Raw genomic sequence first — 22,307 nt, 5'->3', positions numbered from 1 at the left:
ATAGTGGGACATTTTGATTTGTGTTCTCTTGAGACATTATCATTTACGTTTAACAGTGAATTATGATGAAATTAACTACTAATCTTAAATATCTCGTTACTAAAACTATTAAAATAGGTGCTAAGCTAAAAAATTTATGCTAAACTATGGTGGACAACAAAAAGGAGGTACTTTATGGCTATTAATATCCAAACTCCAAATGGAGAGATATCCTTAGAAAATGAAGTGATTGCAACCATTGTCGGTGCAGCAGTTACTGACAACTACGGTGTTGTAGGAATGGTAAGTAAACATTTCTTCCGTGATAATTTAACAGACATTCTTAAGAAAGAAAACTATTCACGTGGTGTTTTAATTTCTCAAGAAGGAGACAATATTTCAGTAGATGTCTATATTGTCGTTTCTTACGGGACAAAAATCTCTGTGATTTGTCAAAATATTCAACAAGCTGTTAAATACAATGTCGAGCAACTCTTGGGCTTTGAATTGGACTTTGTTCATGTCCATGTCCAGGGTGTGACTATCGACTAGGATCGTTTAGGAGGTAAAGTGTGGAACTGAAAACAATCAAAGCATCTGACTTTAAACAGATGTTTATAGCAGGTGCCGAGCGCCTGGCTGAAAATGTTGACTTAGTGAATTCGTTAAATGTCTTTCCCGTGCCTGATGGAGATACAGGAACTAATATGAATATGACTTTCCAATCAGGTGTTGAGAATATGCGTAATTCTACTAGTCATCATGTTGGAGAATTAGCAAATGCCGTGGCCAAAGGACTGTTAATGGGGGCTCGAGGAAATTCAGGCGTTATCTTGTCGCAAGTTTTCCGTGGCTTCTCAATGGCAATTAAAGATTGTGAAGAATTAAATGCCAAAGACTTTGCTAAGGCTTTTATTGGTGGTGTGGAATCAGCTTATAAGGCAGTGATGAAGCCAGTTGAAGGAACTATTTTAACTGTTGCTAGAGAATCTGCTGTAAAAGGTGAACAAGAAGCTAAGCAAACAGAAGACATCATACAAGTGATGCGCACGATCGTAGCAGAGGCAAAAGAATCATTGGATCGAACACCTGAATTACTACCAGTTTTAAAACAGGTGGGTGTAGTCGATTCGGGTGGTAAGGGGCTTTTATGTATCTATGAAGGCTTCCTTGCCAATCTTTCAGGGGAAGTCATTATCGATGAAGTTGAAGACCAATCTAATGACCATGCCCACGCAATCTTCGAAGAAATGAATGAACACCCAATGTCTATGGATGAGATTACCTATGGTTTCTGTACCGAAATTATGGTAAGAATTGGACAAGGACAGACTGTTAAGAAAGCTTTTGATTATGAAGAGTTTAGACAAACGCTTGATAAAAAAGGTGATTCTTTGCTGGTTGTTGCCGATGATGAAATTGTTAAGGTCCACATCCATACGGAAGATCCAGGCGAGATTATGCAATTGGGTCAAGAATTTGGTGAGTTAATTAAAATTAAAGTCGATAATATGCGTGAGCAAGTTAGAGACTTAGAAGACAAAGAGACTACGCTGCGTCAACAAGCTGTCCCTCAAACTCAAGAAGATTACGCAGTGATTGCTGTAGCTTCAGGTAAAGGCTTGACAGAGCTCTTCCATTCTATTGGAGTAAAGGAAGTCCTTTCTGGAGGTCAGACAATGAATCCTTCTACCGAAGACTTCATTAAAGCAATCGAGCGAGTTAACGCCAAAAATATTATCTTGTTACCGAATAATAAGAATATTATTATGGCGGCTCAACAAGCGGCTGAAGTCAGTGAAGTACCAACGGTAGTTGTGGGCACAAAGTCAATCACCCAAGGAATCTCAGCCATGTTGATGTATGATCCTTCAGTTGCCATTGAAGAGAACAGACTAGCTATGGAAGAGTATGCGCTAAGCGTTGCTTCTGGACAAATTACTCATGCTATTCGAGATACAGAAATTAATGGCCTATCCATTAAAGAAAACGATTTTATGGGTATTTTAGATGGCGATATAATCTTAACCCACACTGATTTAAAAGAAACTCTGATCCAATTGGTTAATCGAATGGTGGATGAATCAAGTGAGTTAGTAACGGTTATTATTGGCGAAGAGGGTGATCATTCATTAGCCCAAGAAGTTGCTGACCATTTTGAACAAACTAACTCTGAGATAGAATTTGAACTTATTCAAGGAGACCAACCAGTCTACAATTATTTTGTAACGGTGGATTAGATTGTTAGAAAATAGCTGATCACCACTTAGTTTCTAGGTGGTGATTTATTTTTTTGCTCAAAGAGGAGGAAGAAGATGGGAAAGTCTTGGTTAGATCCTATCGATCAGCTCAAAGGTGTTGGCCCCAAGACCAGTCTTTTATTTAAACAATTAGGAATTGAAACAGTAAAGGATTTAATGTTTCATTTTCCATTTCGTTTTGAGGATATCCAAGCACGCCAGTTAGAAACTATTCTTGACCAGGAAAAAGTTGTCTTGATGGGAAAAGTTGTTAGTCCAGCTGTGGTCAACTATTTTGGTAGAAAGAAAAGTCGCTTAAGTTTTAAATTGGCTGTAGATGGCCATCAAGTGATAACCGTCTCTTTTTTTAACCAGCCCTACTTAAAGAAACAAATTGAATTAGGTCAAACGCGAGCTATCTATGGTAAATGGCAAGAAAGTAACCAGTCGCTAATGGCCATGAAATTAATTAATCCGTCAGCAGGTGAGGACTATGCACCCATTTACCATACTAGCAAGGGACTGAGTCAGGGCCAGATTGTCAAAGCCATCAAGCAAGCCTTTGTTGATTATCAAGAAAGTATTGAAGAAATCATTCCGACTTATTTAAATCAACAATTTAACTTAATAAATCTGAAGGAAGCACTTTGGGCCATGCATTTTCCTAAGCAAGATAATGCGAAAAGACAGGCCCAGCGAAAGATCATCTTCCAGGAGTTCTTTCTTTACCAATGGCGCTTACAAAGCGCCAAATTTAACCGCTTAAAAACTAAGGGTATTCAAATCCACTATCAAGTTGAAGAATTACGACAAATTATCCAAAGCATCCCTTTTGAATTAACGGATTCACAAAAAAAAGCGGTTAATGAAATTTGCCGCGATCTTTTATCACCTTATCCAATGAACCGTTTATTGCAAGGAGATGTAGGTAGCGGTAAGACCTTAGTTGCCTTCTTGACCATGATTGCTAGTGTGCAAGCAGGTTACCAAACAGCCTTGATGGTTCCAACAGAAATATTAGCTCAGCAGCATTATCAATCTTTTAATCAATATTTTGAAAAGAGTGGTTTTCATGCAGAAATATTAACTTCTGAGAGGCAAGTTTCAGAAAAAAAAGCTGTTTTACAAGGTCTAAAAACAGGACGTATCCGATTGATTATCGGTACCCATGCTTTAATTCAAGAGGGAGTAGATTTTAAATCACTCGGCTATATCGTTATAGATGAGCAACACCGCTTTGGTGTTGGCCAAAGACAGAACTTATTAGAAAAAGGTCTGGCTGGTCAAGAAGCTAATGTCCTGCAAATGACAGCAACTCCCATACCCAGAAGTTTGGCTCAGACCCTTTATGCCGACCTTTGCGTCTCAACCATGGAAGGTCTACCGCGTGGAAGGATTGAAATTAAGACACAAGCCGTTAGTGATAAGCACATTGCCACAGTCTATGACCGTATGCAAAAAGAATTAGATAAGGGTCATCAAATCTATTATGTATTGCCTTTAATTGAAGCCAGTGAATTTATGGAACAAGTTGAAAATGTACAAGAGACTTGTCAACGTTTAAGAGAAAAATTTCCACGAGTTACAATCGATAGTTTGCATGGTCAATTGAGTAAAGAAGAACAAAAAGAAGTGATGAAAGCTTTTAAGGCTCAAGCAATTCAAATTTTAGTAGCAACCACTATGGTTGAAGTCGGTGTGGATGTACCGAATGCAACGGTCATGGTCATTCAATCAGCCGAACGTTTTGGTTTAGCCCAGCTCCATCAGTTAAGAGGGCGGGTAGGGCGAAGCCCATTACCCTCTTACTGCTTTTTAATTGCCAACCCAACGACCCAACAAGGAAAAGAACGTCTGATTAAGATGGTCGAAAGTCAAGATGGCTTTGAACTATCAAAAGCGGATATGGAAATTCGTGGCATGGGAGATGTCCTAGGACGAAATCAAAGTGGAATTGCCCAATTTACATATGGACATCCCTTACAAGACGAAGCCATTATGACAGCGGCTTATCAAGCAGTCGACCATTTAATGAGACAACCAGATATAGTGACTGAGAAAGAAACAAAAACAATTGAAAAGTATACCCAATTAATTAAATTAGAAATTTAGGAGTGGAATTTATGATTAAAATAGCGATTGATGCAATGGGTGGCGACAATGCACCACAAGCCGTATTTGACGGAGTTCTAAGAGCCTTAGATGCTTATAAGGACATCGAAATTCATCTTTATGGCGACGAGAAAGCCCTTAAAAATCTTCCGGATATGTTTGATGACCGTTTAATCCGAATACCGACTACTGAGGTTATCAAAGGAGAAGATGAACCGGTAAAAGCTGTTCGTCGCAAGAAAGATGCTTCAATGGTGGTTGCTGCCAAGGCGGTAAGAGAAGGTAAAGCAGATGTACTGCTTTCGGCTGGGAATACAGGCGCCTTATTAACAACCGGCTTATTGGTGGTTGGTAGAATTAAAGGTGTCGATCGACCGGGATTGATGCCGGTCATCCCAACCATTAATGAGAAATCTCCTCATTTAATTTTAATGGATGCCGGAGCCAATGCGGAATCAAAAGCAGAGCACCTCTTACAATATGCTCAACTAGCTAGCTATTATGCTGAGAGTGTTTTAAAAATAGAGCAAGCAAGAGTAGGGCTTGTTAATAATGGAACAGAGGCTGGTAAGGGAGATGAATTACGTAAACAAGCTTACCAACTCCTCAATCAAGCGAGTAGTTTAAATTTTGTAGGCAATATTGAAGCCAAAGATCTTTTAAATGGGCAGGTAGATATTGCGGTGACAGATGGCTTTACCGGTAATGCTATCCTAAAAACATTGGAAGGAAGCCTAAAATCCATCTTCAAATTACTCAAACGAACTCTAAGTGAGAGTAGTATCACCAATAAAATTGGTGGCCTTCTCATTAAACCCTCATTAAAAAAGATGGCTGAAAATTTTGATGATAGCAAGCAAGGAGGAGCGGTCCTTTTAGGGGTTAAAAAGCCAGTAATTAAAGCGCATGGATCAGCAGATGACATCGCCATTTATCATGCTATTCGACAAGCTCGTGAAATCGTTTTATCAGGTTTTTCCGAAGAAATAAGCACTTTTTTTGAAAATAGTGACAAAAATGATAGACAGATTAGAAAATAATCGTTATTATAATATAACCAGCATTGTGGTATAACTTTTTAATTAAGGAGTGGAAAATTTGAAGACAGAAACATTTGAAAAAGTTAAAACTTTATTAGTAGAGCATTTTGATCTTACTGAAGATCAAGTAACTGAAAATCTAACCTTTGAAGACCTAGGCGCCGATTCTTTAGATATGGTGGAATTCGTGATGGGGATTGAGGAAGAATTTGATATAGAATTCGAAGATGAAAAAATTGAAAATCTCTCAGATATTAAGGACGCCGTTTCTTATATCGACCAATTACGATCAGAAAAATAAATGGATGTCATAGTCATTGATAAAGGAGGCCTCAAATGGAATCAAAAGAGATATTATTAGAAGTGAAAGATTTGCACACTGGTTTTCGCATTAAAGACCAGTATTTCGATGCTGTCGATGGGGTTTCTTTTACCCTAGCGCGTAATGAAAAGTTAGCCATTGTTGGGGAGTCAGGCTGTGGAAAATCAACCCTGGCCACTTCAATCATAGGTTTACACAATCGCATGAATACAAAAATTACCGGGGAAATTAATTACAAGGGTGATAATCTCGTTAATTATGATGAATCAGATTATGACAAAATTCGCGGGAATGATATTGGCATGATCTTCCAAGACCCTTTAGCGTCATTAAACCCTTTAATGACAGTAGGTGAGCAGATTGAAGAAGCTTTGTATTATCATACCAAGTTAGATGGACAACAACGAACTCAGCGCGTACTTGAATTACTCGACCAAGTAGGTATTGAAAACCCTCAAAGAATGGCCAAGCAATATCCACATGAATTATCAGGTGGAATGCGTCAGAGAGTAATCATTGCCATTGCATTATCTTGTAAACCACCAATAATTATTGCAGATGAGCCGACAACTGCTTTAGATGTAACTATTCAAGCACAAATTTTGGATCTTTTGAATGAAATTCAAGAGGAAACCGAATCAGGAATTATTTTGATTACTCACGATTTAGGAGTAGTTGCAGAGACGGCTGATCGAGTAGCAGTTATGTATGCAGGACAATTTGTTGAAGTTGCAAGTGTCGAAGAACTCTTCAATGATCCGAGACATCCTTATACCCGCTCACTCTTAAAGTCCATTCCGCAATCCAATGATTTAGTTGATGAAAAGGGCGATCTACATGTAATACATGGGGTTGTACCTCCATTAAACCGTTTAGAACGCAAAGGCTGTCGTTTTGCTCCTCGTATTCCTTGGATTCCTGAAGAACATCATGAAGAGCATCCAGTTCTCCATGAAGTAAAACCAGAACATTGGGTACGTTGTACTTGTCATGAACACTTTTATTTCACTGAGGAGGTGGACTAATGTCAGAATTTCTTACAATTGAAAACTTAAAGGTTCACTATCCAATTCGATCCGGCTTCTTTAACCGTATCACTGACCATGTCTACGCAGTGGATGGTGTGGACTTAAGCTTTGAGGCAGGAAAAACTTATGGCCTGGTGGGTGAATCAGGCTCAGGTAAATCAACTATTGGAAAAGCTATTATCGGTTTAGAAAAATTGACCGAGGGTAAAATTATCTATGAAGGGGAAGACGTTTCGAATGCTGCATCCAGTCGCAGGTCAAATTATCGGCGCAATGTTCAGATGATCTTCCAAGATTCATATTCTTCTTTTAATCCGAAGAAGAGGATTCTAGATATTATGGCGGAGCCCTTGCGTAATTTCACCCATTTAACGATTGAAGAAGAAAAGAGAAAAGCAAGTGAACTCTTAGAAATAGTCGGTTTGACTTCAGAAGCTTTAGTCAAGTATCCGCATGAATTTTCAGGAGGACAAAGACAAAGAATCGGGGTAGCTAGAGCTGTTGCGCTGAACCCTAAATTAGTCATTGCTGACGAACCAGTTTCAGCTTTAGACTTATCGGTTCAAGCTCAAGTCTTAAACTTTATGAAACGTATTCAAGAAGAATTTAATGTTTCTTACTTGTTTATTTCGCATGATTTAGGCGTGGTGAAACACATGTCTGACGAATTGGCCATTATGTATCGTGGAAGATTTACTGAATATGGCTCTAATTATGAAATTTATAAAAATCCTCAACACATATATACTAAAAGGCTTTTATCAGCTATACCGCATGTTGATCCAAACAATCGAAGAGAGCACCATATAGAGCGTCTCCGAGTGGAGAAAGAATATCATGAAAATGCCAGTCAATATTTTGAGGAAAGCGGACGGGTCTATGATCTGAAGAAGATTAATGATCACCACCAAGTGGCTTTAAAAGAAGTCGGCTTTGCTCAAAGAGAGGAAGTGAAATAAATGTGGAAGACGATTTTAAGAAGGGTCATTTTAATGATTCCTCAAATTTTTCTTTTAAGTATCATTGTCTTTGTTTTGGCTGCTTTGATGCCAGGGGATGCGTTGACGGGTTTACAAGATCCAAATGTGGACCCTGCTCAAATAGCAGCCATGCGGGAGCAACTAGGACTAGATAAACCGTGGCCAGAGCGCTATGTTGATTGGATTACTGGTATCTTTCAAGGTGATTGGGGACGGTCTTGGCATCACCGTCAACCGACTCTAAAGATTATTGGTCAAAGAGTTTGGCCCACCTTACAATTATCTTTATTAACAGTGATCATTTCGTACGGAATCGCTTTACCATTAGGTCTGTTTTCTGGTCGTTATCAAAATTCCGTTTTTGATAAAACCGTTAACTTATATACCTTTGTAACTTATGCTATTCCATCTTTCGTATTGGGTTTATTTATGATTTGGTTATTTGGTTATATTCTTGGCTGGTTCCCTACAACTGGAACAGTAGACCCGGGTCTTGAGCCTGGAACGCTTGATTTTGCTTTGTCAAGATTTAAACACATTATTTTACCAGCTATTACAATGGCACTTTTATCAACAACCTCTACTATTCAATACTTAAGAACAGGAGTCATTGATGCTAAAACGGAAGATTATGTTCGCACAGCTAAGGCTAAAGGCGTTCCAGAAAATGTTGTTTATCGCAAGCACATCTTCCGGAATTCAATCCTACCAATTGCTGCCTTTTTAGGCTTTACCATCACTGGTTTGTTAGGCGGATCTGTCTTCACTGAGACAGTCTTTAATTATCCAGGAATGGGAAAATTATTTGTCGAATCAATCGCTTTACGTGATTTTTCTGTAATGATAGCTATTACATTGATCTACGGATTTACAACCCTTTTAGGTTCGTTATTATCAGACATCATTATGGTTTTTGTTGACCCTAGAATTCGAATTAAATAGGAGGTGGAATAATGGCTGAAAATAATACACAGGTAACAGTAAATGAAGAACTATTGCAAGACCAAGTTTCCACTCCACCGATGGGTTGGGAAGTTATTCGTCGAGAGTTTGCACGTGATAAAATTGCTGTTTTATCATTAATTCTTTTATTAATTATTGTCGTAGCGGCGGTCTTATCAGCATTCTTTATTGATTCCGATGCTGCAGGCATAGTTAATATTTTTGACCGCTTTACACCGCCAGGAGAAAAAGGCTATCTTTTAGGTACCGATGAGGGTGGAAAAGGCATTTTTGAACAGCTTTTACTAGGAACAAAAAATTCCTTAATTATCGCTTGGGCTGTCACTATATTAACAGCAGGTTTTGGGACGATTATTGGTTTGATTGCCGGTTATTATGGGGGTCGAGTGGATGATTTTATTATGCGTGTGGTAGACTTTTTAATCGTTTTACCGAGAATCATGATTATTATTGCGGTCGTAACAATCGTTAAACGCTTCGACCCTTGGACTTTGATTTGGATTATATCTTTATTTGGTTGGATGGGGCAGACCCGTTTGATTCGAACGGCTTCTTTATCAGAAGCATCCAAGGATTATATCAAGGCATCAAAAACCATGGGGACTAGAGATTGGAAAATTATGCTCGGCTCCTTATTACCGAATCTTTCTTCGCTAATGATCACCAACTTAACTCTATCCTTTGCTGGTAATATCGGTTTAGAAACAGGACTTTCTTTCTTGGGCTTTGGTTTGCCTGTTGGAACGCCTTCTTTAGGAACGCTAATTGGTTACGCTAGAACACCAGATATTATTGAAAATAAATGGTGGGTTTGGTTGCCAGCTGCCTTGTTAGTATTGATCATGATGTTATCAATTAACTATATCGGACAGGCTTTCCAACGTGTAGCAGATTCAAAACAAAGAAGAGGATAAAAATTTTAAGAGCTTTACCCTTTATTTACTTTAGCGTTAAGCGATGAGTAAGAAGTGGGGCTCTTTTTTTATGAGAAAATTTTAATCTTACAGAAAAGTTTTCGTTTTGAAATTTTATTATATCTTGTAAGTGCTAAATAAAAATCAAAAGATTTTTCTGCTAGAAATTACTAGTTGGGTCATAAGCTTTAAAATAATGAAAAGACATTTTCATGAAAAACCTTTAAGACAAGTGAGCTTTGGAAACTTTTCATAAATAAACCCCTAATAAAGCTTGTTTTTATTAGAAAAAGATAAAAATATTAAAAAAAAATTAGAAAAGACTTGATTTAATCATATAATTTCTATATGATAGGATTATCACATTTAGAGGAGGCTTAGTATGAGAAAATCATTAGAAAAACATCTTATACAGTTTATGACAACAATGACAATCGGTTCCTTGGTATTGAGTTCCCTACCTATGGTCCAAGCTGAGGAAGCAGATGGAGAAGGAGCCCCCGCACCGGACATTTCGACTTCTGTAGAGCATGAAGGTGAAGTCATGGAGGGTGGAACACTTAAGGTAGCCTTTGTTTCCGATACCGCATTTGCAGGTGTCTTCAATAATATGTTTTACACAGGAAACCCAGATGCAACCGTAATTGGTTACTTTAACCCTGGCCTATACGGCTACGACAATAACTTCAAGATCGATGATTCCGGTTTTGCCAAAGTGGAAATGGATGTTGAAAATAAACAAGTAACTATCACAATCCCAGAAGGAGTTAAGTGGGATGATGGCGAACCGATTACGATAGATGACGTTATTTTTCCTTACTATGTAGTAGGACACCCTGATTATACCGGCATTCGTTATGGTAGCGATTTTGAGAATGTGGTAGGAATGGACGAGTATCATAACGGCGAAGCCGAGGAAATTTCTGGGTTGGAACGTGTCGATGATTATACCCTAACCGTTACATATAAGGCTTTTCCGAACTCAATGGTTCAAGCTGGTGGAGGAATTTCTTCTTATATCGAACCTGAGCATGTCTTTGAAGGTATCGAAGTAGCTGATATGGAAGACTCTGCACCTGTACGTGAGAAACCAGTAGGCTTTGGACCTTTTAAGGTGGAATCAATGACACCAGGTGAAGCAGTCACTTATACTGTAAATGAAAATTATTATAAGGGGCGTCCTAAATTAGATGGAATGACGATGAATGTCATCAACCCTAATTCAATTGTTGCTGAATTAAAGGCTGGTAATTTTGATATTGCAACCTTACCAACTGATAAGTATGATACTTATAAAGATGCAACGAACTTTACTACCATTGGTTATGAGCAGAATGCTTATACATACATTGGCTTCAAGATGGGTAAATGGAATGAAGAAGAAGGTAAAAACGAATTTGATCCTGAATTAGTTACATCCAATAAAGCTCTTCGTCAAGCGATGGCTTATGCCATGGATAATGATTCAGTCGGCCGTGAATTCTATCAAGGATTGCGTCGTGCTGCAGACTCAATGATTACACCGAACTTTGTAGAATACTTAAATCCTGACGTTAAGGCCTATGAATACAATCCAGAAAAAGCTAAGGAAATTTTAGCAGAAGCTGGCTTTAAGGATGTGGATGGTGATGGTCTAGTGGAAGATCCTAATGGCGAGAAATTCACCTTGAACTTCGCTTCAATGTCAGGTGGTGAAACAGCTGCTCCATTGGCTCAGTACTATGTACAAGCATGGAACGCAGTCGGTATTCCTGTAGAGCTATTAGATGGACAATTACTAGAGTTTAATTCTTTCTATGAACGTATTAAGAAGGATGATCCAGAAATACATATTTTCCAAGCTGCTTTTGGTACTGGTGGCGATCCAAATCCAAATGGATTATTTGGTGAACGAGCACAATTCAACTACAGTCGCTATGTGAATGAAGAACATAACCAATTATTAGCGGATATTGAATCAGACGAATCGTTTGATGATGACTACCGTCAAAAAGCCTTCTACGCTTGGCAAGAATTTATGCATGAAGAGCTTCCTGTTATTCCAACGCTTTGGAGATATGAATTAACAGCCGTTAATAAGCGTGTGACGAATTGGGATGTTGAAATTGGAGCAAATCTTGATTGGACACAAGTAGGCTTAACTGCTGAAAGTCCAATTGCTGAATAATTTAAAATTTTAAAAGATGAAGATCAAGCATAGCTTTGCTTGATCTTTTTATTTATATACGGTATTTCATTTTTGTATTGCTGAATGACTTTGTGTAATCAAGGGATTTTTGGTAAAATCAGTGTATATTTGATAGGAGTCGAAGCCATGCATCAGTTAATAGAACACATCGAAAAAGAATTAAAAATTAAAGTTACTAACCAGAAGATTATTCAGCAAGCTTTCTACCATCGGTCATATATTAATGAGCAAGGTGAGAACTTAATTCAGTCCAATGAACGATTAGAATTTTTAGGCGATGCTGTGCTTGAGATTCTGGTTAGTCAATTTTTATATGGACAATACCCCCATAAGCCTGAAGGAGATCTTTCACGCATGCGAGCTCAGCTCGTCAGGGAACCAAGCCTGGCTTATTTAGCTAGACAAGTAGACTTTCCTCAATTTATCCAATTAGGTAAGGGGGAAAGATTGTCGGGAGGTAAAGAAAGAGATTCCATTTTAGCAGATACATTTGAAGCCTTTTTGGGGGCAGTTTATTTGGATACTGGTATGGATATGGTTGAAAACTTTCTGAGTAGAGTCCTCTTTGATCACCATCAAGAAATTTTGACACTAACCGTGCAAGATTATAAGACCAAGTTCCAAGAAATGGTTCAAGTCAAGGGAACAGTTAAGATTGAATACCGTCTCCTAGCAACCCAAGGACCTTCTCATGCACAAACCTTTACCATTGGGCTGTATTTAGAAAACGACTTAATAGCTAAGGCCAGTGGCAAAAGTAAAAAAGAAGCAGAAATGAAGGCCGCTAAAAAAGCCATTCACCATCTTCAAAAAGGAGTGTAGCTGTTTGTATTTAGAAAGAATCGAAATGACTGGTTTCAAATCTTTTGCTGATAAAACAGTCATTAATTTTGATCAGGGCATGACAGCAATAGTCGGTCCCAACGGTTCAGGCAAATCGAATTTATCTGAAGCCATTCGTTGGGTCTTAGGAGAACAATCGGCTAAATCCTTGCGTGGTAACAAGATGGAAGATGTTATCTTTAATGGTTCACTCGATCGAAAGCCAGTCAATATTGCTAAAGTATCCTTGGTTTTAAATAATGAGGATCGTTATATTGATATGGACCCCAAAACGATTACGATAACGCGTCAATATAACCGTAATGGTGAGAGTTATTTTTTTATCAATCAAAAAAATGTTCGCTTAAAAGATATCACTGATTTGCTGTTGGATACAGGCTTAGGTAAAAATTCTTTCGCCATGATTTCCCAAGGTAAAGTCGAGTCCATCTTTTTAAGTAAACCAGAAGAAAGACGAGGAATTTTTGAAGAAGCAGCTGGTGTACAAAAATATCAATACCGCAAACAAGAAGCTCAAAGAAAATTGCTGCGGTCACAAGACCATTTGAACCGTGTCAGGGATATTTTACATGAATTAAAAAATCAACTGCAGCCACTTAAAGAACAAAGAGAAAAGGCTTTGACCTACCAAGAGAAAGCGGCCCAATTGAAAGAAGAAGAAATATCCTTATATACCTTTCAAATACAAGACTTTAAAGCTAAATGGCAACAAGCCAAGGACCACTACCAACAAATAAAAGCTGAATTAGACCGAGTTAAGAATGATCAAAAAACTTTTTCGCAATCAATCGATGATAAACAGAACCAATTAGACTTGATAAATCAAAGCATTGATCAAGAAGAGATGGAAAGTCGAAAACTTATCCAATTGATTGAGAGATTAAAGGGCCAAATTGAAGTGTTTCAGCAAAAAACGCTTTATGCCAATCAATCCAGTCAAGAAAGAAAACTAAATCAAGATCGCTACCAAAATCAATGGGTTGACCACCAAAAACAACAAGAGGCCCTTAATCAAAATTTAAACTCATTAGAAGAAGGTATTCGAAAAGCAAAAGAAGAAGTAAAAGCATATAATCAACAACTTAATGACTTTCAAGCGCTAAAGAATGAAGAGTTAGATCAGTTAAGGGGAGAATTGATTGACTATTATCGTCAAGAGTCGGCTATAAAGAATCGCTTGCAACAATTTGATAAATTTAGCCAACAATTCGATCAACGCAAGGAAAGCTATCAAGACCAAATCAAGGAAAATCAAATTCAAATCCAAGCTCTTGAAGACCAAGAAGTTAGCTATCACGATCAAATAAAACAAGTGAAAGCAGACTTAGAAAGCCTTCAAACTGAAGGGGAAAAGGCCCACCAAGCATTGGATCAAGCCCAAGCCAATCGTGATCAATTAAGGAAAGTAATCTACCAAGCAGACCACCAAATCCAAATGCTCCACTCCAAGTATCAAAGCTTGCTACAAATGCAAGTGGAATATGCCGGCTATTACCAAGGAGTCCGAGTCGTGATGAACCACCGTGATCAACTACAAGGAATCATTGGAACGGTAGCCGAATTAATCGAAGTTGAAAAAAACGATCAAGTTGCTATCGACATTGCTTTAGGAGCTGGTTTGCAAAATATTGTTGTAGAAAATGACCAAGCTGCTAAGCAAGCTATATCACTTTTAAAAAACAAAAGAGCCGGACGAGCCACCTTTTTACCAAGAAGTAATATGAAAGCTCGGACCCTAAAGGCCCATCACCAAGAGCTACTCCAACAAAACCAAGGTGTGGTGGGGATTGCTAGTGAACGAGTTTCTTATAAAGCAGAAAATCAGTTAGTGATTCAGCAGTTATTAGGGTCTACAGTGATTGTTGATACACTTGAAAATGCCCAGTCACTTGCTAAGGCTAGCCATCAACAGTTAAAAATCGTAACACTTGAAGGCGACTTGATCCTTCCTGGAGGCTCTGTTACAGGGGGAAAAAATAAGCATAAGTCACAATCTGTAATGGGGCGCTCTCAAGAGATTGCAAGCCTTGAAAAAGAGTTGAAAGAACTAAAAAAGAGTCAAAAAGAACAAGTGGCAACTTTTGAAAGGTGTGATCAGAAGGTTTCGCAATTTCAAACGGCTTATCAAAAAGCTTTATCAGATCACCAACAACTTAGTCAAGACCACCAAAAATTGCTGAATTTAATTGAAAATATACAGTCACAGCGAGATCAAAAAAATAAACATCTATTGATTTTAACCGATGAATTCAAGCAAATGACTCAAGATTTTGAGGCTTCTCACCAAGATTTTCAAGCAGCTGAGCAAGACTTACAAGCTCTAAAGGCTAAAATTGAAGAAGTCCATCAAACCATTCAATCCATGCAATTGTCTCAATCGGAAAAACAAATGAAGATTGGACAACTTCAAGCCGACTTGAATGAAAGCAAAACCAATTTAGCGCTTTTGGAAATGGAAACCAAACAAAAAAGAGAAAGCCTGCAAAATGAAATTAAGCAAGCACAAAATTTAGAAGAATTAATTGCTTCCAGTCAACAGTTAGAAGAAAGTGACTGGAATGAAGTTCAAAACTTAGAAAATTCAATCAGTCAATTTAAAGTGGATTTAAGCCAAGCAGAAGGCGATTTAGACCAAGTCAACGCTGATTTAAGCGTTCTACGCCAAGACCGCCAGAGTTTAAATGAAAGTTTAAGGAGTCATCAGCAGGCCTTAAAAAATAGCGAAGATCAACTTCAATATCAATACCAAGCAGAGGCCAAATGCCAAGCTAAGATTGAAAGATATGAAGATCAGATGGATCAAGATTTACTCTATCTTAATGAAACCTACGCCTTGTCGTTCGAAGCAGCTACTCAATTAGCCCAGCCTGTAGAATCTGTTGCTCAAGTAAAAGAAGTGGTTAAAAAGTTGCGTAAGGAAATTGATCAATTAGGACCTATCAACTTAGCAGCAATTCAAGACTATCAAGAAGTGGATGAACGTTATCAATTGTTATTTGAGCAAGAAAATGACCTGTTAACAGCTATGGAGCAGCTAAATAATACCATTGATGAAATGGATTCAGAAGTGGGTAGTCGCTTTAAAGAAGCCTTTCAAGCTATTAACCATCAATTTCAAAAGACCTTCACTCGTTTATTTGCTGGCGGTAAGGCTAAGTTAGAATTAACCGACCCGACCGATTTATTAACTACCGGTGTCGATATTATTGCTCAACCACCCGGTAAGCGTAAGCAAAACTTAGCCCTCTTATCAGGAGGCGAAAGAGCTTTAACGGCCATTGCTTTATTATTTGCTATTTTGGAAACAAAGACCGTTCCATTTGTGGTTCTAGACGAAGTGGAGGCAGCTTTAGATGATGCCAATGTTTACCGTTATGGGGAATACATTCAAAACTTTACCCAAGAAACGCAATTTATTGTCATTACCCACCGCAAAGGGACCATGGAATATGCCGATATTCTATATGGAGTGACTATGGAACAAACCGGTATTTCTAAACTAGCAGCGGTGAAAATGAATGATTTTGTAGCATTAGACCATCAGGAGTAGATAAAATGATTCAATTACTAGCCATCGATTTAGATGGAACCTTATTAAATAGTTCCAAAGAAGTTACAGCTAAAAACCTTGAAGCACTTGATTACGCTCAAGAGCGAGGCGTTAAAGTCGTAATATGTACAGGTAGACCTTATTCAACCATGCATCATTTAATCGATCAAATCGGCTTAAAAAGTGAGGATGATTATTTAATTCTATATAACGGTGCCTTTGTTCAAAGAATTAGTGATGGGCAAGTCTTAATACAAGAAGAGTTAAGTAGCCAAGATCTTCACTCATGGTATCGAGAGTTAACAACTTTAAATTTACCTTTAAACGTTCTAGACCAGGATTTAGTTTATGAACCCTTAACTTACCCAAAAGGTTATGAAAGTTTTTATGTGGGCAATGTTTCTACAGCCCCCCATACCAAAATTGATTTTAATGATTTTGATGAAGCCCATCGTTTTATGAAATTTGTGGTCACGATTGATGAAGCCCATTTATCGCGACAAATTCCACTGTTAAATAAAGAACTTGTCAGTCAATATACCCTATCAAGATCCCATCCTTTCCAATTAGAAATTATGAAAGCGGGAGTCAATAAAGGAAATGCTTTAAAAAAGTTGTCTGATCAGTTAAATATTCAACCTTCTGCTATAATGGCAATAGGAGATCAGATGAATGATGAGCGCATGATTGAATTTGCTGGTCTTGGAGTGGTGATGGGAAACGGCGCAGAGACTTTAAAGCAGAGGGCTGATTTCATTACTTTATCCAATGATCAAGAAGGTGTCGCTCATGCAATTTATCAATTTATTCAATAGAATGGAGGAAGTCATATGGGATTATTTGATCGCATCAAACGTGCTTTCACAGGTGAAGATAAGGTTGTAAAAGAAGAAATTTTAGACCAAGAAGAACAGATTGTCTTTGAGAAGTATGATAAGGGGATGGAAAAAACACGTAAATCCTTTTCTGACCGCATCACGGATTTATTTACTTCTTGGCGCGAATTAGATGATGAATTCTACGATGATCTAGAAGAAATCTTAATTTCAGCCGATGTTGGCTTCAAAATGACTCTAGCTTTAACGGATGCTATTCGTGATGCAGTAGAAGCTGAAAATGTTCATAAAGCTCAAGATGTTAAGCGTGTTATGTTAGAACAAATGGTGGCAATTTATGAAAAAGACCAACCAGTCAATCCTGATTTAATTGAAAATCCAAACGGGCCAACCGTAGTCTTATTTGTGGGGGTCAACGGGGTAGGCAAGACGACTTCTGTCGGTAAAATTGCTTATAATTTAAAACAATCCGGACATAAGGTTTTAATGGCTGCTGCCGATACTTTTAGAGCAGGTGCAGTTGAGCAATTAAATGTTTGGGGAGAGCGCTTAGGAATACCAGTAGTGACCGGAGCGGACCAAGGAGACCCTGCTTCTGTAGTTTTCGACGCTTTAAAAAAAGCCAATGCGGAAGAGTACGATTACCTTTTAGTTGATACAGCAGGGCGTTTACAAACTAAAGCAAATCTCATGGCTGAATTAGCTAAAATGAAACGGATTATCGAAAGAGAAAATCCGAATGGCGTACAAGAAGTTCTCTTGGTTTTAGATGCAACAACCGGACAAAACGCCTTAATTCAAGCGAAACAATTTAATGAAGCAACCGAGATCAGTGGACTAGTCTTAACAAAATTAGATGGGACAGCTAAGGGGGGCGTCATTCTTTCTATTCGCCATGAATTAGATATTCCAGTTAAATATATTGGTTTGGGTGAACAAGCGAGTGACCTACAAGCTTTTGACGCTGAGAAATATATGTATACGCTTATTCGTGACTTACTTGAGAAAGAAGCCAACTAAACTTAATTAGGGACTTTTATCTGACCCAAGGCTTTTAACTGTGCTATAATGTGAATGATAGAGATAGAAGGGGTCATAATTATGAGTGAATTAGGAACAAGATTACGTGAAGCACGCGTAAATAAAGGGTATACACTTAATACCCTGCAACAAATGACTAAAATTCAAAAAAAATATTTACAAGCGATCGAAGAAGGCCAACTGGAAGAACTACCGGGAAACTTCTATGCCCGAGCCTTTGTGAAACAGTATGCCGATATGGTAGGTTTAGATGGAGATACTCTTTTAAAGGAATATGCTAGTGAGTTGGAAGTGCAAAACAATGAAAGCAGTCCGATAAGAGAAGAAGAGGCTGAAATGCCAAGTCGGTTACGTAGCCGTCATTTAAATGATGAATCGAATCGGATGGAGAAAATCCTCTCTTATATTCCCATGGCTATTCTATCAGCAATTATTATCTGTATTATCGGCATCTTAATTTATACCATTCGTCAGATTTCAACGGAAGATAATCAAGTCGCTCAAACCAATAATAATGCTGATGTCTTAGAAATTGTTAAGCCGTCGGCTAATCCAGTCGATGGATCGACAAAAGAGCCAGAGGTGACTGAAAAAGCTAATAACAAAAAAGACTTAGCGGAAAACCAGCTTTTAGTTGGAAAAGAAGTAATTACTGAAATCTCTCAAGCTGGCGAGATTAAAACCTACCAATTAGAAGGTCCAATTGAAAATTATCAATTTGGTGCCAAAGGAAATGCCTTTGTTTGGGTCGGTATTTATGAAGAAGGAAGTATGGTAGTTGACCAAACGATTTCTAAAGATGAAGTTTTAGAACATCAAGCCAATGATACAACCAAGACTGTGCGGATGGAATTAGGTTATCCAGAAGGGGCTCAATTTATAGTCAACGGTAAAACAGTTGAGCCTGATCCGAGTGTTCCTGGCGTTATTATCTTTAAAGTTAAAGATGAAACTGCCTCTTCAACTGAAGAGCTAGCCATTGATGAGCTAGGAGAAAAGAATGAAGAAACTTCTTATGAAGGTCCAGCGGTATTAGACCCCAATTATTCATCAGGAGAGTAAATTATGAACATTGCTAATCGTTTAACTGTTTTTAGAATATTCTTAATCCCTATCTTTGTTTGTCTTTTAACTTTACCTTTGGATTGGGGCAATCTAACACTGTTAGGAACGACTCTTGCTACCCCTTACTTTATTGGGGGGCTCGTATTTGCCATAGCATCCTTTACGGACTATTTGGATGGTTACTTAGCGCGAAAATTACATTTAGTCACTTCCTTTGGTGTCTTTGCGGATCCAATGGCAGACAAGCTGTTAGTCATTGCAGCACTTATCCTGTTGGTTGAACACCAATTCATCCCAGCTTGGATCGTTATTATTATTATTAGTCGTGAGTTATTAGTGACCGGTTTAAGAGTTCTACTCGCTCAATCTAATGGTAAAGTAATGGCAGCGGCCTGGCCTGGAAAAGTTAAAACCTTCAGTCAAATGTTTGCCATTTTGTTCTTTCTTTGGAAGAATGCTGGCTTTACATGGTTGCCTTTCTCATTGGCACATTTTTTAATGGGAGTTGCTTTATTCTTTACTGTATATTCAGGTGTAGAATATTTTTATAAAGCGAGACATCTTTTTACCGATATTAAGTAGATTATTTTCATTAAAAGTCATCGTTTTGATGGCTTTTTTTTAAAGAAAACACCTTTTTTAATTTTAATAGGTATATATAAAATGGAGGGCCTGCAATGAAGTTAGAAATTATCACAGTGGGGACCGAATTGGTTCAAGGACAGACCATTAATACCAACGCAGCACTACTAGCTCAAGCATTTGCTTCAATAGGTATTTTGTCTTTCAACCAACAAGTGGTAGACGACAATCCAACGCGACTTGAAGAAGCAATTAGAATCGCTGCGACTAGAGCAGAACTAATTGTTTTAGCTGGTGGGATAGGGCCGACCCATGATGATTTAACCAAAGAAAGTTTAGCCCACTTTCTTGGTCAAGAATTAATTGTTGATTTTCAACAATGGCAATACATTCAAGATTATTTTAAAAAACAAAATCGTCAACTTTCACCCTTAGAGTATAAACAAGCTTTAACCTTTAAAGAGGGGTATTGTTTTCATACAGAAGATGGCTTAGCCTGTGGCAGCTTATATTTTGCTGCTGATGCTAATCAATATTACCTATGTTTACCAGGCCCACCTAGTGAGTTAAAGGCCATGCTTGAAAAAGAAGTTTTACCTTATTTTAAAGAAAAAATTGACCAGACCATAGCAATTAAATCCATCTATTTAAATTTTTATGGGATTGGCGAGTCGCAAGTGGCCCATATATTAGATCCAATTATTAAAAAAACAAAAGAGCTGGAAATCGCGATTTATGCTAAGCCTAGACATATTCGCCTAGTCTTGAATCAAAAGCAAGAAAAAACAGCTGACAATAACCAATTATTAGATAAAACAGCCCAGCAAATAATCGCTAAATTAAAAGACTATTACATAGGTGAAGGAAGAGAACATACTATAGAAGCTTATTTGATTGATCGATTGAAGCAGCTGAATCTCACTCTTTCTGGTGCTGAGAGTTTAACAGGAGGTAAAATGCTCAGTCGCCTCACTCAGATTCCAGGTGCTTCAACAGTCATAAAGGGTGGCTTTGTGGTCTATCAAGCGCAAACCAAGGTAGATTTGTTATCGGTTGATCCTATGATAATTGAAGAATATTCAGTCTATAGTGAGCAATGCGCTTGTGCTATGGCCGAACAATGCTTAAAATTAAGTGGCAGTGACCTCGCTCTGGCTTTAAGCGGAGTAGCGGGTCCGGGCTCTGATCAAGGACATCCAGCTGGAGAAGTCTATCTGGCTTGTGCAAGTAAAAATCGTCCGACCGAATGGCAGAAACTCATGCTTCCCAATCGAGGGCGCGACTATGTACGGGACCTGGCCACTAATTATGGTTATGAATTAATTAAGAGAGTAGTCGAACAAAAGTTCGCAAAAAACTTGAGTTTGGACTAAGAAATTGTTAAGATAAGATTACCTTGATGAACGGAGGAAATAATATGGTAGATGCCAACAGACAAAAAGCCTTAGATCAAGCGCTAAAAAATATAGAAAAAAGTTATGGAAAAGGTGCAATCATGCGTTTGGGTGATCGAACAAGCGTTGAAATTGATACAGTTCCTTCAGGCTCCCTCGCCCTAGATGTGGCCCTTGGAATTGGCGGTTATCCACGAGGACGGGTCATTGAATGTTATGGACCGGAATCTTCTGGTAAGACTACTGTTGCCCTACATGCCATTGCATCTGTCCAAAAGAAGGGGGGCTTGGCTGCCTTTATCGATGCTGAGCATGCTTTAGATCCTGTTTATGCTGAGAAATTAGGAGTTGATATTAACGAATTATTACTCTCTCAACCAGATACAGGAGAACAAGCTTTAGAAATAGCAGATGCCTTGGTCTCATCAGGAGCAGTCGATATTGTAGTGGTTGACTCTGTAGCAGCCTTAGTACCACGAGCTGAGATTGAAGGAGAGATGGGAGATTCGCACATTGGTTTGCAAGCGCGTTTGATGTCGCAAGCCATGCGTAAATTGTCCGGCTCAATTAATAAAACCAATACGATTGCTTTCTTTATTAACCAGATTCGTGAAAAGGTGGGTGTAATGTTCGGTAACCCAGAAGTAACCCCTGGTGGTCGTGCCTTGAAGTTTTATTCTTCTATTCGTCTTGAAGTCAGAAGAACTGAAAGCCTTAAGCAAGGCGGTGATGTGTATGGTAACCGGACACGAATTAAAGTCGTTAAAAATAAACTGGCACCACCGTTTAAAGAAGCCATGGTCGACATTGTTTATGGTTACGGTATTTCGCAAATTGGAGAGCTTGTAGACATGGCATCTGATTTGGATATTATTAACAAGGCAGGTTCTTGGTATTCATATAAAGAAGAAAGAATTGGTCAAGGACGCGAAAGTGCTAAACAATTCTTAGAAGATAACCCACACATCTTTGAAGAGATTGATCAACAAGTTAGACAGCATTATCAAATTGGTGGACATTCGGCAGTAACTTCTGAAGAAGCCGATGAAGAAGCACTAGAAAAAATTAAAGAAATTAAAAAATAATTTTTTGAGATATTTTTTTAAAACTAGCAAAACGCAAATTATAAAGCTTAAAAAGGCCCCTCAATCCAATGAGGGTCTTCTTTTTTATAAAAAAGCGTCAGAAAAATTTGAGGCTAAATAGTCATAATGATCCTTTGAATTATTT

At 38.2% G+C, this 22,307-nt stretch carries 18 protein-coding genes; all 18 read left to right on the top strand.

The window, feature by feature from the left end; translation table 11 throughout:
• Positions 1-174: 174 nt before the first annotated feature.
• The 18 genes from ACQV2G_RS06170 to recA all read left to right on the top strand — a co-directional run bounded on the left by ACQV2G_RS06170 (position 175) and on the right by recA (position 22,162).
• Entirely contained in the window at positions 175-531 is a 357-nt protein-coding gene (locus tag ACQV2G_RS06170; RefSeq protein WP_428873752.1) for an Asp23/Gls24 family envelope stress response protein, read from the top strand.
• Between the two features lie 20 nt (positions 532-551).
• Positions 552-2,219: a DAK2 domain-containing protein gene (locus ACQV2G_RS06165; RefSeq protein WP_428873751.1), complete on the top strand. Its 1,668-nt coding sequence runs from the start codon at positions 552-554 to the stop codon at positions 2,217-2,219.
• Positions 2,220-2,294: 75 nt separating this feature from the next.
• A complete protein-coding gene (recG, locus tag ACQV2G_RS06160; protein WP_428876374.1) occupies positions 2,295-4,331 on the top strand; it encodes an ATP-dependent DNA helicase RecG in 2,037 nt (678 codons plus the stop codon).
• Between the two features lie 11 nt (positions 4,332-4,342).
• Complete coding sequence (plsX, locus tag ACQV2G_RS06155; protein ID WP_428876373.1) at positions 4,343-5,371, top strand: phosphate acyltransferase PlsX; 1,029 nt, start codon at positions 4,343-4,345, stop codon at positions 5,369-5,371.
• Between the two features lie 58 nt (positions 5,372-5,429).
• Positions 5,430-5,672 (top strand): acyl carrier protein, encoded by a 243-nt coding sequence (gene acpP, locus ACQV2G_RS06150; RefSeq protein WP_428876372.1) that lies wholly within the window; start codon positions 5,430-5,432, stop codon positions 5,670-5,672.
• 35 nt (positions 5,673-5,707) lie between these two features.
• Positions 5,708-6,718, top strand: coding sequence for an ABC transporter ATP-binding protein (locus ACQV2G_RS06145; RefSeq protein WP_428873748.1), 1,011 nt, complete (start codon positions 5,708-5,710; stop codon positions 6,716-6,718).
• Positions 6,718-7,680 carry an ATP-binding cassette domain-containing protein gene (locus ACQV2G_RS06140; protein ID WP_428873747.1) on the top strand — a complete coding sequence of 321 codons (963 nt, stop codon included), beginning with the start codon at positions 6,718-6,720 and terminating at the stop codon, positions 7,678-7,680. The genes ACQV2G_RS06145 and ACQV2G_RS06140 overlap by 1 nt, the downstream gene beginning before the upstream one ends.
• Positions 7,681-8,643 (top strand): oligopeptide ABC transporter permease, encoded by a 963-nt coding sequence (gene opp4B, locus ACQV2G_RS06135; protein ID WP_428873745.1) that lies wholly within the window; start codon positions 7,681-7,683, stop codon positions 8,641-8,643.
• 11 nt (positions 8,644-8,654) lie between these two features.
• Entirely contained in the window at positions 8,655-9,578 is a 924-nt protein-coding gene (locus tag ACQV2G_RS06130) for an ABC transporter permease (RefSeq protein ID WP_428873744.1), read from the top strand.
• A gap of 382 nt (positions 9,579-9,960) precedes the next feature.
• Positions 9,961-11,745, top strand: coding sequence for an oligopeptide ABC transporter substrate-binding protein (locus ACQV2G_RS06125; RefSeq protein WP_428876371.1), 1,785 nt, complete (start codon positions 9,961-9,963; stop codon positions 11,743-11,745).
• Between the two features lie 147 nt (positions 11,746-11,892).
• Positions 11,893-12,588, top strand: a complete 696-nt coding sequence (gene rnc, locus ACQV2G_RS06120; RefSeq protein ID WP_428876370.1) for a ribonuclease III — start codon at positions 11,893-11,895, stop codon at positions 12,586-12,588.
• Positions 12,589-12,592: 4 nt separating this feature from the next.
• A complete protein-coding gene (gene smc, locus ACQV2G_RS06115) occupies positions 12,593-16,159 on the top strand; it encodes a chromosome segregation protein SMC (RefSeq protein ID WP_428876369.1) in 3,567 nt (1,188 codons plus the stop codon).
• A gap of 5 nt (positions 16,160-16,164) precedes the next feature.
• Entirely contained in the window at positions 16,165-16,974 is an 810-nt protein-coding gene (locus tag ACQV2G_RS06110; protein ID WP_428873740.1) for a Cof-type HAD-IIB family hydrolase, read from the top strand.
• Positions 16,975-16,989: 15 nt separating this feature from the next.
• Positions 16,990-18,015, top strand: a complete 1,026-nt coding sequence (gene ftsY / locus ACQV2G_RS06105) for a signal recognition particle-docking protein FtsY (protein ID WP_428876368.1) — start codon at positions 16,990-16,992, stop codon at positions 18,013-18,015.
• Positions 18,016-18,096: 81 nt separating this feature from the next.
• Positions 18,097-19,098, top strand: a complete 1,002-nt coding sequence (locus ACQV2G_RS06100) for a helix-turn-helix domain-containing protein (protein ID WP_428876367.1) — start codon at positions 18,097-18,099, stop codon at positions 19,096-19,098.
• A 3-nt stretch (positions 19,099-19,101) separates the two neighbouring features.
• On the top strand, positions 19,102-19,683 hold the full coding sequence (pgsA, locus tag ACQV2G_RS06095) for a CDP-diacylglycerol--glycerol-3-phosphate 3-phosphatidyltransferase (RefSeq protein ID WP_428876366.1): 582 nt from the start codon (positions 19,102-19,104) through the stop codon (positions 19,681-19,683).
• A gap of 95 nt (positions 19,684-19,778) precedes the next feature.
• Positions 19,779-21,056, top strand: coding sequence for a competence/damage-inducible protein A (locus tag ACQV2G_RS06090; protein WP_428874805.1), 1,278 nt, complete (start codon positions 19,779-19,781; stop codon positions 21,054-21,056).
• 44 nt (positions 21,057-21,100) lie between these two features.
• Complete coding sequence (gene recA / locus ACQV2G_RS06085; RefSeq protein ID WP_428874803.1) at positions 21,101-22,162, top strand: recombinase RecA; 1,062 nt, start codon at positions 21,101-21,103, stop codon at positions 22,160-22,162.
• Positions 22,163-22,307 lie beyond the last annotated feature (145 nt).

It is taken from the genome of Facklamia sp. P12955 (assembly GCF_050409565.1).
GTDB lineage: Bacteria > Bacillota > Bacilli > Lactobacillales > Aerococcaceae > Facklamia.
The sequence above is the reverse complement of the archived record's forward strand: the minus strand, read 5'-3'. Positions and strand labels throughout refer to the sequence as shown.